This is a genomic window from Tropicimonas sp. TH_r6 (assembly GCF_033101155.1).
In the GTDB taxonomy this organism is placed as follows: domain Bacteria; phylum Pseudomonadota; class Alphaproteobacteria; order Rhodobacterales; family Rhodobacteraceae; genus Tropicimonas.
The window spans coordinates 57,993-69,344 of record NZ_JAWMPX010000005.1 but is presented as its reverse complement, the minus strand read 5'-3'; the positions used below and the strand labels follow the sequence as shown (position 1 = coordinate 69,344).

Annotated in this window: 11 protein-coding genes; 7 read left to right on the top strand and 4 right to left on the bottom strand. The window is 62.3% G+C overall.

Features of this window, described 5'->3' with window-relative positions:
• The first annotated feature begins 230 nt into the window (after positions 1-230).
• Entirely contained in the window at positions 231-737 is a 507-nt protein-coding gene (locus R3X27_RS07025; RefSeq protein WP_317708129.1) for a hypothetical protein, read from the top strand.
• 71 nt (positions 738-808) lie between these two features.
• Here R3X27_RS07025 and R3X27_RS07020 read toward each other — a convergent pair whose 3' ends face one another.
• On the bottom strand, positions 809-1,423 hold the full coding sequence (locus R3X27_RS07020) for a GcrA family cell cycle regulator (RefSeq protein WP_317708128.1): 615 nt from the start codon (positions 1,421-1,423) through the stop codon (positions 809-811).
• Between the two features lie 140 nt (positions 1,424-1,563).
• On the opposite strand from R3X27_RS07020, the gene R3X27_RS07015 reads away from it, so the two are divergent.
• Positions 1,564-2,367: an ABC transporter permease gene (locus R3X27_RS07015; protein WP_317708127.1), complete on the top strand. Its 804-nt coding sequence runs from the start codon at positions 1,564-1,566 to the stop codon at positions 2,365-2,367.
• Here R3X27_RS07015 and R3X27_RS07010 read toward each other — a convergent pair.
• Together R3X27_RS07010 and R3X27_RS07005 are read right to left on the bottom strand one after the other, a co-directional pair.
• Complete coding sequence (locus R3X27_RS07010; RefSeq protein WP_317708126.1) at positions 2,357-3,250, bottom strand: DMT family transporter; 894 nt, start codon at positions 3,248-3,250, stop codon at positions 2,357-2,359. The genes R3X27_RS07015 and R3X27_RS07010 overlap by 11 nt on opposite strands.
• A 191-nt stretch (positions 3,251-3,441) precedes the next feature.
• A complete protein-coding gene (locus R3X27_RS07005) occupies positions 3,442-4,017 on the bottom strand; it encodes an NYN domain-containing protein (protein WP_317708125.1) in 576 nt (191 codons plus the stop codon).
• Between the two features lie 90 nt (positions 4,018-4,107).
• Between R3X27_RS07005 and folK the strand changes: the two genes are divergently transcribed.
• The 4 genes from folK (at position 4,108) to R3X27_RS06985 (ending at position 8,026) form a co-directional block, all read left to right on the top strand.
• A complete protein-coding gene (folK, locus tag R3X27_RS07000) occupies positions 4,108-4,707 on the top strand; it encodes a 2-amino-4-hydroxy-6-hydroxymethyldihydropteridine diphosphokinase (RefSeq protein ID WP_317708124.1) in 600 nt (199 codons plus the stop codon).
• Positions 4,708-4,785: 78 nt separating this feature from the next.
• Entirely contained in the window at positions 4,786-5,142 is a 357-nt protein-coding gene (gene rpoZ, locus R3X27_RS06995) for a DNA-directed RNA polymerase subunit omega (protein ID WP_317708123.1), read from the top strand.
• Positions 5,143-5,187: 45 nt separating this feature from the next.
• On the top strand, positions 5,188-7,326 hold the full coding sequence (locus tag R3X27_RS06990; protein WP_317708122.1) for a bifunctional (p)ppGpp synthetase/guanosine-3',5'-bis(diphosphate) 3'-pyrophosphohydrolase: 2,139 nt from the start codon (positions 5,188-5,190) through the stop codon (positions 7,324-7,326).
• Between the two features lie 13 nt (positions 7,327-7,339).
• Positions 7,340-8,026, top strand: a complete 687-nt coding sequence (locus tag R3X27_RS06985) for a DUF2062 domain-containing protein (protein ID WP_317708121.1) — start codon at positions 7,340-7,342, stop codon at positions 8,024-8,026.
• Positions 8,027-8,120: 94 nt separating this feature from the next.
• On the opposite strand, the gene R3X27_RS06980 is transcribed toward R3X27_RS06985, so the two are convergent.
• Positions 8,121-10,469, bottom strand: coding sequence for a DNA topoisomerase IV subunit A (locus tag R3X27_RS06980; RefSeq protein ID WP_317708120.1), 2,349 nt, complete (start codon positions 10,467-10,469; stop codon positions 8,121-8,123).
• A 174-nt stretch (positions 10,470-10,643) separates the two neighbouring features.
• On the opposite strand from R3X27_RS06980, the gene R3X27_RS06975 reads away from it, so the two are divergent.
• Positions 10,644-11,294 (top strand): SH3 domain-containing protein, encoded by a 651-nt coding sequence (locus tag R3X27_RS06975; RefSeq protein ID WP_317708119.1) that lies wholly within the window; start codon positions 10,644-10,646, stop codon positions 11,292-11,294.
• Positions 11,295-11,352 lie beyond the last annotated feature (58 nt).

Below are 11,352 nucleotides of genomic sequence, written 5' to 3'. Positions count from 1 at the left end.
AACGCAGCTTCTTCCTGCAGGAATGCAGGTTGTTATGTGCATCCGGTCATTCGCGTCCGCGACCTTCAGCCGACCGCAGTCTCCCACACGAAGCTTGTGAAATGGCCCATTAAGCGGCTACCCTAAGGTCAATTGCAGGGTAAGTCGTTGTTTTTAAGAATGGATTGTTCGAGTCGCAGTGCGCAACCCGGGATCCATGCATTTAATGAACCGATAATGGAGGACGAAAGATGCCCGTAAACTGGACTGATTATTGGAATACCGGCGATAACAACGACGTGAATCCAGCCTTTGACAAGGCGGAGATCCTGTCGATCATCCGATCGGTCTCGCCATCAATCCTGCGCGTGCAACCTCCCGAGGTGCGCGAAGCGGTTCAGGCCGTGATCGATGACAGTTCTGATGTGACGATCGTGAAGGGGCTGCACCATGTCGGCTCCGAGAAGATCGATATCAAGATGCGCCGCGGCTACACGGTCCACCTGTATTGCATGAATTACCGGTTGGTGGATTCGGGACTGCGCCAACCCTTCGACGATGTCGTCCGTGCCGGATCAGGTTGGCGCATCACCGGATCATCCGCGCGTCGAGGTGACGGGAACGAGGGTTATCAGGGGATGGATAAACGAGGGGAAATCGACGCTGAGCGGGGTGACGGGGCCACGAAACGCGAGGCGCATGTCGCGTTTCGCACGAAGTATTACCACAGCGGCGCTGTCATAGAGAAATCGCCTTAAAACCAACCTCCCCGGGCAGGCTGGGAAACGCGCGGCCGGGGAGGGGGCAGCGCCCCCCTCAGGCGCGGATGTCAGCGTTTGCGGTCGCGGCGCGAGGACATCGGCTGGAAAGCCACGCCGACATGCGCCTCGCAATAGGGCTTGCCCTGTTGGACGGGCAGGCCGCAAAACCAGAACTCTTCGGTCGCCGGGTCACCGATCGGCCATTTGCAGGTCCGTTCGGTCAGTTCCATCAGTGTCAGCTTGCGCGCACCTTTTTCGACCTCGCGCACAGATGCCAGCGCCTCGGGGCTGATCTCGTTGGCCGAGGGTTGCGGCGGCAGCGGTTGGCCGGCGGGAATGATCTGGAGACGTGCCGGAGTTGCCGGCGCTTGCGGCTCTTCCTTCGCGGGTTCGGGCTTGGCGGCTGCCTTGGGCGCGGGGGCCGGCGTGTCCTTCGCCGGCTTCGGCGCGGGCTTCTCTGCCTTGGGCGCGGGCTTTTCAGGAGCAGCATCCGCGGCCGGGGCTGCTGTCTTCGCCTTGTCCGAGCCGCCACCGCCATTGCGATTCGACAGACCCAGGCGGTGCACCTTGCCGATCACCGCGTTGCGGGTCACGCCGCCAAGCTCCTTGGCGATCTGGCTGGCACTCTGGCCCTCGCCCCACATCCGCTTCAAGGTCTCGACACGTTCTTCGGTCCAGGACATTCGCCGCTCTCCAAAACAGTCAAAGGCGCCATCGGGAGATTTCCCGACGCCGCCCTCGCCAACAGGTTTCTCCTATTCTATGTCGCTCGCCGGGGGGTTACAAGCAGGGCCGGGGCAAACCCGTCCCGGGAGAGAAAGCGATGAGCGAAATCACGAGCATGGGCGAACGCCGCTTCGGCCGCGTCAACTGGCTGGGCCTTGCGACGCTGACCAAGCGCGAGATCCGCCGCTTCCTCACCGTCTGGATGCAGACCATCATGGCACCGCTGGTCACCGCCGGGCTTTTCCTCGCGATCTTTTCCATCGCAATCGGGCCGGGGCGCGGCGAAGTGATGGGCTTTGCCTATCTGCATTTCATCGCGCCGGGTATCCTGACCATGTCGGTGGTCCAGAACGCCTTTGCCAACACCTCCTCTTCGATCCTGGTCTCGAAGGTTCAGGGCAATATCGTCGACACGTTGATGCCGCCGCTCTCGGCGGGCGAACTGGTCACCGGCTATGTCGCCGGCGGTGTCGCGCGCGGCCTCTTTGTCGCGATCCCGATCGGCCTCGTCATGATGCCCATCATCGGGCTGGAAATCCGCGCGCCCCTTCTGGCGCTGAGCTATATCGTGCTCGGGGCGGCCCTGATGGCCGGGCTTGGCCTCATGGCCGGCATCCATGCGCAGAAATTCGACCAGCTCGCGGCGATCTCGAACTTCATCATCACCCCGCTCTCTTTCCTTTCAGGCACCTTCTACTCTGTCGAGGCAGTGCCGGAGCGCATGCAGCTCCTGCTGCACTGGAATCCGATGTTCTACCTGATCGATGGGGTGCGCTACTCGGTGCTCGGCATTTCTGACTCACCGGCCTTGCTTGGGCTTGCCATCCTCGCGGCGGCCACGGCGGTCATTCTCTTCCTCTGCTGGCGGATGATGCGCGCGGGCAAGCGGCTCAAGCCCTGACCCGACGCCCTTCGCGCCAGGCGAGCACAGCGGCCCCCGAGAGGATCACGCCTGCTCCGAGAAAAGAAACCCAGTCCGGCAGGGTGCCAAAGATCGCCGCATCGTAGAGCGCGGCGAAGACAAGCGTGGAGTAGGCGAACGGGGCGACGAAACTGGCATCCGCGCGCGCCACAGCGTTGATATAGCAGGTCTGCGCGCACGCCATCGCAGCGCCGAGCCCGGCCAATGCGGCCCATTGGGCAGGCGTCGGCGGTGTCCAGACGGGCAGCACCGCGGCGCTGGCGATACAGAGTCCGATGGCGTTGTTGACGAGGAGCACCTGGAACGGGCGTTCCCGCCCCGCGAGCTTCTTGATGAAGATCACCTCCAGCCCCATCACCACTGCCGAGCCCAACGCCAGCAATGCGTCCGGCCGGAAGCTGTCCGGTCCGGGCCTGAGCAGGATCACAGCGCCCATCAGCGCGATGGCGGCCGCGCTCCAGCGCCAGCGTTCGACGGTTTCGCCAAGCAGCGGGATTGCCAGCATCATGGCGAAAACCGGGTTGAGAAAGGTGATTGCCGTCGCATCCGACATCGGGATCCGCGCGACGGCCGCGAACATCAGTGTCACGCCAAGGAAGCCGGCAGAGGTCCGGGCGATGTGCAGGCGCCAATGGGGCCGGTCGATCCGCGGACGAAGCACTGTGGCGGCCAGTGTCAGGCTCAGGAAGGCAAAGAGGAACCGGCCATGCGTGACCTGTATCGGGTGCAGGGCCGGACCGAGCGCATCGGTGCCGAGCGCCTTGGCGAAGAGCGTGGTCACAGCGACGAGCGCCGATGCCGACAGCATAAGCGTCATTGCCAGAGGGCGTGATTGGGTGGGGGCCTCGAACGGGGTGCTCATGGCGTCCGGCTAACGCAGTGCGAGGGCCTCTGCCAGCGAAATCACGGGGGTCGACCTCGGTGCCGTGTCCATCAATGCGCAGCGCATCCAAGCGGCGACATCACGGCAGGCCGCCCTGTTTGGCAGACATACCCCGAAAATGAAGACGGCCCGCCAAAAGGCGGGCCATCTTCATCGCAGGACCGTAAATGTCAGTCGCGCGCATATTCCTCGGCACGAATGGCTTCCGGGCGCGGTTCGCGCGGCGGTCGGCCGATCACGTCCTTGAGTTCGTCCAGCTCGATGAAGTTGTCGGCCTGGCGACGCAGTTCGTCGGCGATCATGGGCGGCTGGCTGCGGATCGTGGAGACGACCGAGACGCGTACACCGGAGCGTTGCAGGCTTTCCACCAGCGGACGGAAATCGCCATCGCCGGAGAACAGCACAACGTGGTCAACATGCGGCGCCAGTTCCATGGCATCGACCGTCAGCTCGATATCCATGTTGCCCTTGACCTTGCGACGGCCCTGACTGTCGATATATTCCTTTGCCGGCTTGGTCACCATCGTGAAGCCGTTATAATGCAGCCAGTCTACCAGCGGCCGGATCGGAGAATAGTCGTCATTCTCAAGCAGCGCAGTATAGTAGAAGGCACGCAGCAGCTTTCCACGACGCATGAATTCCTGACGTAGAAGCTTGTAGTCGATATCAAACCCGAGCGCCTTTGCGGCCGCATAGAGATTTGATCCGTCGATGAAGAGCGCAAGCCGCTCATCTCTGTAGAACATCAAATATCCTTTCGGTATACCGCGCGAACCAGAGTGAGTGGTTGAGTGGTCAGCTCGCGGCGGTCCACAACTAATTAAGGGAAATCTACCGTGTCGCAAGTCATATCAAGTCATAAAAGCGACACAAAGTCCATGATTGCCCTAGGGTCGAATGTCGCACACCTGACGAAAGGTGAAGCGCGGGGCAGTATCGACATAGTCAAGGATGCTTTTTCGGCAATCGCGACCGATATGGTCACCGTTCTCGCGCATAGCAGTCTCTATCGCACCCCTTGCATTCCAGATGGTGCGGGGCCGGACTATGTCAATGCTGTGGCGATGATCGAGACGCGGCTGGGCGCGGGAGAACTGCTGGAACATCTGCATGCGGTCGAGCGCAGGTTCGATCGCGAGCGGGCAAACCGATGGGCCGCGCGGACCCTCGATCTCGACCTGCTCGATCATGGTGGCTCGGTGATGCCCGGACTCGAAACCTGGTGGTATTGGCATGACTTGCCGTTCGAACAGCAGAAGACGCTCTTTCCGGACGAGATCCTGCTGCCGCATCCCCGGATCCAGGACCGCGGTTTCGTGCTCGTGCCGCTGGCGGAGATCGCGCCGGACTGGCGCCATCCGGTCCTGGGGCGCAGCGCCGCGCAGTTGTGCGCGGCATTGACAGACGCGCAGCTGAGCGGCATTTCACGTATTTGAAGATACCGAATCCCTTGCGCTCCGCGGCGAGGGTCTGTATCAGACATGCTCCCACCGATGGCAGGACTGGAGTTCCCTATGGCCCGCGTGACCGTAGAAGATTGCGTTGACAAGGTTCCGAACCGTTTCGAGCTGGTGATGCTCGCCGCGCATCGTGCGCGCGAGATCTCTTCCGGGTCGCAGCTGACCGTGGACCGTGACAATGACAAGAACCCTGTCGTTGCGCTGCGCGAAATCGCGGATGAGACCCAGCTTTCGGGCGATCTGCGTGAACGCATGATCGAAGCGAACCAGACCCAGATCGAAGTCGATGAGCCGGAAGAGGATTCGATGGCGTTGCTGATGGGCGCCGAAGCACCGGACAAGCCCGACTCCGACGACATGGACGAGGAAAAGCTGCTCCGCGCTCTGATGGACGCACAGGAACCTAGGTAAGAAGTCCCGGCATGCGCACGGGCAAGGGGACGAGTTGAGTCGCAGATGATCGACGTCGAAGACCTGATCGCCCTTGTTTCCGCCTACAATCCGCGCAGCGATACGGACAAGATTCGCGAAGCCTACGCTTTCGGGCAGGAGATGCACGAGGGCCAGACGCGGCATTCCGGCGAACCCTATTTCACCCATCCCGTTGCCGTCGCGGCGCTGCTGACCGAGCAGCGGCTGGACGATGCCACGCTCATCACCGCGCTGCTGCACGACACGGTCGAAGACACGCGCGCCTCCTATTCCGACGTCGTGCGGCTGTTTGGAGAAGACGTGGCCGAGCTGGTCGACGGGGTCACCAAGCTGACCAACCTTCAGCTTTCCAGCTCCGAGACCAAGCAGGCGGAGAATTTCCGCAAGCTGCTGATCGCCATGTCGAAAGACCTGCGCGTGATTCTCGTCAAGCTGGCGGATCGCCTGCATAACATGCGGACGATCAAGTATCAGCGCCCGGAAAAGCAGGCCCAGAAGGCGCGCGAAACGATGGACATCTATGCGCCGCTCGCGGGCCGCATGGGGATGCAATCTATGCGCGAGGAGTTGGAGGATCTCTCCTTCCGCGTTTTGAACCCCGAGGGGCGGAGCTCGATCATCCGCCGTTTCATCACGCTGCAACGCGAGACCGGCGACGTGATCCACAAGATCACCCATGACATCCGGCTGGAGCTCGACAAGGTCAGCATCGATGCCGATGTTTTCGGGCGGGCCAAGAAACCCTATTCGATCTGGCGCAAGATGCAGGAAAAGGGGCTCGGGTTCTCGCGGCTCTCGGACATCTACGGCTTTCGGGTCATCACCCATGACGTTCAGGACTGCTACCGCGTTCTCGGCGCGATCCATCAGCGCTGGAAGGCGGTTCCGGGACGGTTCAAGGACTATATCAGCCAACCGAAATCCAACGGCTACCGCTCGATCCACACCACCGTCTCGGGGCGCGACGGCAAGCAGGTCGAAGTGCAGATCCGCACCCGCCAGATGCACGAGGTCGCCGAATCGGGCGTCGCTGCGCATTGGTCCTACCGAGATGGCGTGCGCGCCGAAAACCCTTTCGCGGTTGATCCCGCCGAATGGATCTCGACCCTCTCCGAGCGGTTCAGCGAGAGCGACAGCGTGGATTTCCTCGAGCACATGAAGCTCGAGATGTATTCCGATCAGGTCTTCTGCTTCACGCCCAAGGGAGACGTGGTCAAGCTGCCCAAAGGGGCGACGCCGCTCGACTATGCCTACGGCATCCACACCCGGATCGGCGACAGCTGTGTCGGCGCCAAGATCGACGGGGTGCGCGTGCCGCTCTGGACGCGGCTGAAGAACGGCCAGTCGGTCGAGGTTATCACCGCCGAGGGCCAGCGACCGCAGGCGACCTGGCTTGATATCGTCGTGACCGGTCGGGCCAAGTCGGCGATCCGCCGGAGCCTGCGCGAAGAAAATCGCGAGCGCTATATCAAGCTCGGCGCCGAGCTGGCACGGGTCGCTTTCGAGCATATCGGCAAGAAATCCACCACCAAGGCGCTGAAAACGGCCTCCAAGCAGCTCGGTCTGCAGGATGACAAGGAGCTGCTGGCGCGGCTCGGCTCGGCCGAGCTGACCGCCCGGGACGTGGTCTCGACACTCTATCCCGAGTTGGCCGCCCGCGAAGGCGAGGAGGTCGAACGCGAGCGCGCCGTCCTCGGTCTCGCCGCTGACCAGACCGCGACGCGTGGCAAATGTTGCCAGCCGGTGCCTGGCGAGCGCATTGTCGGGATCACCTATCGTGGCCAGGGGGTCGTGGTGCATGCGATCGACTGCCCGACCCTGGTCGAACTGGAGGACCAGCCGGACCGTTGGGTGGACCTGCATTGGCATTCGGGCCTGCACCCGGCGATCTACTCCGTCACACTGGAGATGACGATCAGCAACGATGCCGGGGTACTGGGGCGAATCTGCACATTGATTGGCGAGCAGAAGGCCAATATCTCCAATCTGCAATTCATGGACAGAAAGCCGGACTATTATCGCCTCGAAATCGACGTTGACCTGCGGGATGTTGAACATCTGCATATGGTTCGGACGGCGCTGGAGGCTGATAATGATGTTGCAGAGGTTGCGCGCCTGCGAGATGCCGATCGCAAGGCGCAGGGCGTCGCGGAAATCGATTGAGAGGTCTTGAGGCGTGGTCTTCAAGAGGCGGGAAAAACGGGGCTGGCTCCGGATCGTGGCCGAAAGCTTCTGGCCACGTGGCGGCTGGGGGCGTGCTGCGATCTATGTGCAGCACCGCATCCGGCGGCTTCCCGACAAGCCGCAACGCATTGCCCGCGGGATTTTCTGCGGTGTGTGCGTGTCCTTCACCCCGCTTTACGGTCTGCATTTCCTTGTCGCCTTCGTGATCGCCAAGATCGTTGGTGGCAATATCCTGGCCGCGCTGCTCGCGACCTTCTTTGGCAACCCGATCACCTTCCCCTTCATCGCCGCAATCTCGCTCAAGCTTGGCTATTGGTTCCTCGGGATCGACGTGCATCCGGAGGTCGCCGAACGGCTGCGCGAAGGCGGGGCAGAGGAGATCAGCGCAGGGTTGATGAAGAAGTTTTCCGGCGCCTTCGCCGATCTCTGGACCAATTTCCAGGCGCTTTTCACCGACGACGTCGCCAATTGGCATCGGCTTGGCGTCTTCTATGACGAGGTGTTCTTCCCCTTCCTTATCGGCGGCATCCTGCCGGGGATGATCGTGGGCCTCATCGCCTATCATGTCTCGCTGCCGCTGATCACGGCCTATCAGAACCGTCGTCAGTTGAAGCTCAAGCGCAAGCTGGAAGAAATCCGCACTGCGGGTCGGTCGAAGGTCTCCGAACCCGGCCATTGAGGCCGTCTGACCCCGGGCGCGGGGAGGTGAAGGCTGCACCGTCCCCTTTGCCGCGCCTGTCAGCCACGGCGATTGGCAGATTTTCCCTACCGGATCAGGTGAACTTGTTGTCCCTCGGGAAGCCATAGGGCGGCTGTTTCCCGACGCCAGCGCGCTTGCCGATATAGGGCGTGAGGTCCTTCTCATGGCGCGTCTGCCCGTTTGGCATCAGCCATTTCAATCCGTCTTCCGCCCGGAATGTCGTGATGTCCGACAGCCCGCCATCCAGCTCCAGCATGCCCTGCCGGCCGCGCGTCTGGTTGTATTTCTGGATCCGGACGCCCTTGCCGCGCGTCATCTCCGGCAGCTCTTCCAGCGGGAAAATCAGGAATTTCCGGTTCTTTGAGATCACCGCGACATGATCGCCCGCGATCGGCTTGCAGATCGCCGCGACGACATCGTCCTTCACGTTCAGCACCTGCTTGCCCGACCGGGTCTGCGCCAGAACCTCATCAGACGGCACGACGAAACCGTCGCCCGCCGAGGAGGCCACAAGCAGCCGGGTTCCCGTCCGGTGGATCGACAGCGACACGATCTCCGCTTCGTTGGGCAGGTCCACCATCAGACGCATCGGCTCGCCCATGCCGCGTCCGCCCGGCAGCGCCGAGGCCGAGAGCGTGTAGAAGCGACCATTCGAGCCAAAGACCAGCAGACGGTCCGTCGTCTCGGCATGGAAGAGGAAGCGACCCTCGTCGCCATCCTTGAACTTGAGCTCCGAATCCAGCGCGATATGACCCTTCATCGCCCGGATCCAGCCCATCTTCGAGCAGACGACGGTGATTGGCTCACGGTCGATCATCGCTTCCAGAGGCACCTCGGCCACCTCGACCGCCTGCGCGAATTGCGTCCGCCGTTCGCCGCCGGGAACCTTCTTGCCGAACTTGGCCCGGACCTCCCTGAGCTCGTCGCTGATCCGGCTCCACTGGATCTCCTCGCTGTCGAGCAGGTCCTGCAGCGTCGCCCGCTCCTCCATCAGCTTTTCCTGCTCGGCGACGAGTTCCAGTTCCTCGAGTTTGCGCAAGCTGCGCAGCCGCATGTTCAGGATCGCCTCGGCCTGCACCTCGGAGAGCGAGCCGTCTTCGCCTTTGGCCAGCGGGGCAGGGGGGATGTAATCGGCCTCGTTCAGCGCCCGAACGAAACTGCCACCCCACCGTTCGCGCATCAGCGCGTCCTTGGGGGCCTCGTCATACCGGATGATGTCGATCACCCGATCGAGATTGAGGAAGGCGATGATGAAGCCTTCCAGCACTTCCAAACGATGGTCGATCTTCTCGACCCGGTGCTGGGCGCGGCGCACCAGAACCTCGCGGCGGTGGTCGAGAAAGGCGCGCAGGACTTCCTTGAGCGAGCAGACCTTGGGCGTGCGCCCGTCGATCAGCACGTTCATGTTCATTGAGAAGCGCGTCTCCAGATCCGAGCTGCGGAACAGCATGTTCATCAACACATCGGCGTCGACATTGCGCGAGCGCGGTTCCAGAACGATGCGGATATCCTCGGCGCTCTCGTCGCGCACATCGGCGAGGATCGGTATCTTCTTGGTCTGGATCAGCTCGGCGATCTTCTCGATCAACTTGGATTTCTGGACCTGGTAGGGGATCTCGGTCACAACGACCTGCCACTGCCCGCGCCCGACCTCCTCGATCTCCCAGCGGCTCCGCAGCCGGAACGCGCCCCGGCCCGTGCGATAGGCTTCTGCGACATTCTCCGGCGGTTCGACGATCACGCCGCCAGTCGGAAAATCCGGACCCGGGATGTAGTTCAGCAGGGTTTCGTCCCGCGCGTCGGGCGTCTTGATAAGATGCAGGCAAGCCTGGACCAGCTCGTCGAGGTTATGCGGCGGGATATTGGTCGCCATGCCGACCGCGATGCCGCTGGAGCCATTGGCCAGCAGGTTCGGAAAGGAGGCGGGCAGCACTTCCGGCTCGGTCAGTGTGCCGTCATAATTCTCGCGGAAATTGACCGAGTTTTCCGCCAGCCCCTCCAGCAACGCTTCCGAGGCGCCGGTCAGGCGGGCTTCGGTGTAGCGGGAGGCGGCCGGGTTGTCGCCGTCGATATTGCCGAAATTGCCCTGGCCGTCGACCAGCGGGTAGCGGATGACAAAATCCTGCGCGAGACGCGCCATCGCGTCATAGATCGCGGCATCGCCATGCGGGTGGTAATTGCCCATCACGTCACCGGAGATCTTTGCCGACTTCCGGTAGGCGCCGGAGGAGGTCAGCTTCAGCTCGCGCATGGCAAAGAGGATGCGCCGGTGCACCGGCTTGAGCCCGTCGCGGGCATCCGGAAGCGCGCGGTGCATGATTGTGGAGAGCGCATAGGTCAGGTAGCGCTCGCCGATCGCCCGGCGCAGGGGTTCAGCTATCTCGTTCGGGGTGATCTCGGGATCATCTGCGTCGTCGCTCATGCCCGCCTGTGTAGCCAACGCGCCCGGGACGAACAAGCGTCTCCGGTGCCGTGAAACGCGAGGGGGCGGGCAGTAGGTGATATTGCCCACCTTTCTTTCTGGGCAAAATGCTATAGTTGCTCTCAAACCGTATTTTGTGTTCGATTCTCATGTGCGTGATTTGGGGGCATTCAGATGCTTGGAAGATATATTGCCGGGACGTTGCTGATCCTTGGTGTGGCGATGATGGTTGCACCCGACGCGCCCGAAAGGCCAGAAAACAAGGACGTTCCGGTCGCCCGGGCGAACACGTCTCCGATCGCGTTGGCGAGCGTCGGCTCCAAGCAGCTGGCCGAAGCTTCCGAGGGGGCCGGCTTCCTGCAGCCGGCCGTGGCAGAGGAAAAGACTGAGGATCTCGTTTCAGCTTCCTTTGCGGGACAGGAGATACAGGCCGGTGTCGAGGCCGCGCTGTTGCAGGCGCTGGCGCTCGATGAAACCGAAGGCGCACAGCTGGAAGTGGCCGATGCCACCGACACTGAAGCCACTGATGCTGATGCCAACGTCTTCGCTGGATTGGACCTGACGCTTGCCGTTACCGACGAGCCGGCCTCGCCGTCTCTTCAGGTTGCGCGTGCGCCGCGCACCATGTTCGTCACCGGAAGCCGCGTAAATGTTCGATCTGGCCCCTCGACACAGTACCGTGTCGTCGGCACGGTCGCCAATGGCGACCCGGTCGAACTCATTTCTTTCGAGGGGGCGAGTTGGGCCCGGATCCGGTTCGAGAATGGTGACACCACCGGCTACATGTCGCGCGAGTTTCTGGCCGGCGAGGACAATAACGGCTGACGGCTTGTGTACTGCCGGAAACGGCGGCAGGAGGGGGCGCGCAACAGCGAGACCCCGT

Coding starts and splice junctions, on each gene's coding strand:
- R3X27_RS07015 (WP_317708127.1), top strand. CDS start 1,564: ATGAGCGAAATCACGAGCATGGGCGAACGCCGCTTCGGCCGCGTCAAC.
- R3X27_RS06975 (WP_317708119.1), top strand. CDS start 10,644: ATGCTTGGAAGATATATTGCCGGGACGTTGCTGATCCTTGGTGTGGCG.
- R3X27_RS07010 (WP_317708126.1), bottom strand. CDS start 3,250: ATGAGCACCCCGTTCGAGGCCCCCACCCAATCACGCCCTCTGGCAATG.
- R3X27_RS06990 (WP_317708122.1), top strand. CDS start 5,188: ATGATCGACGTCGAAGACCTGATCGCCCTTGTTTCCGCCTACAATCCG.
- R3X27_RS06980 (WP_317708120.1), bottom strand. CDS start 10,469: ATGAGCGACGACGCAGATGATCCCGAGATCACCCCGAACGAGATAGCT.
- R3X27_RS07025 (WP_317708129.1), top strand. CDS start 231: ATGCCCGTAAACTGGACTGATTATTGGAATACCGGCGATAACAACGAC.
- R3X27_RS07020 (WP_317708128.1), bottom strand. CDS start 1,423: ATGTCCTGGACCGAAGAACGTGTCGAGACCTTGAAGCGGATGTGGGGC.
- rpoZ (WP_317708123.1), top strand. CDS start 4,786: ATGGCCCGCGTGACCGTAGAAGATTGCGTTGACAAGGTTCCGAACCGT.
- R3X27_RS07005 (WP_317708125.1), bottom strand. CDS start 4,017: ATGTTCTACAGAGATGAGCGGCTTGCGCTCTTCATCGACGGATCAAAT.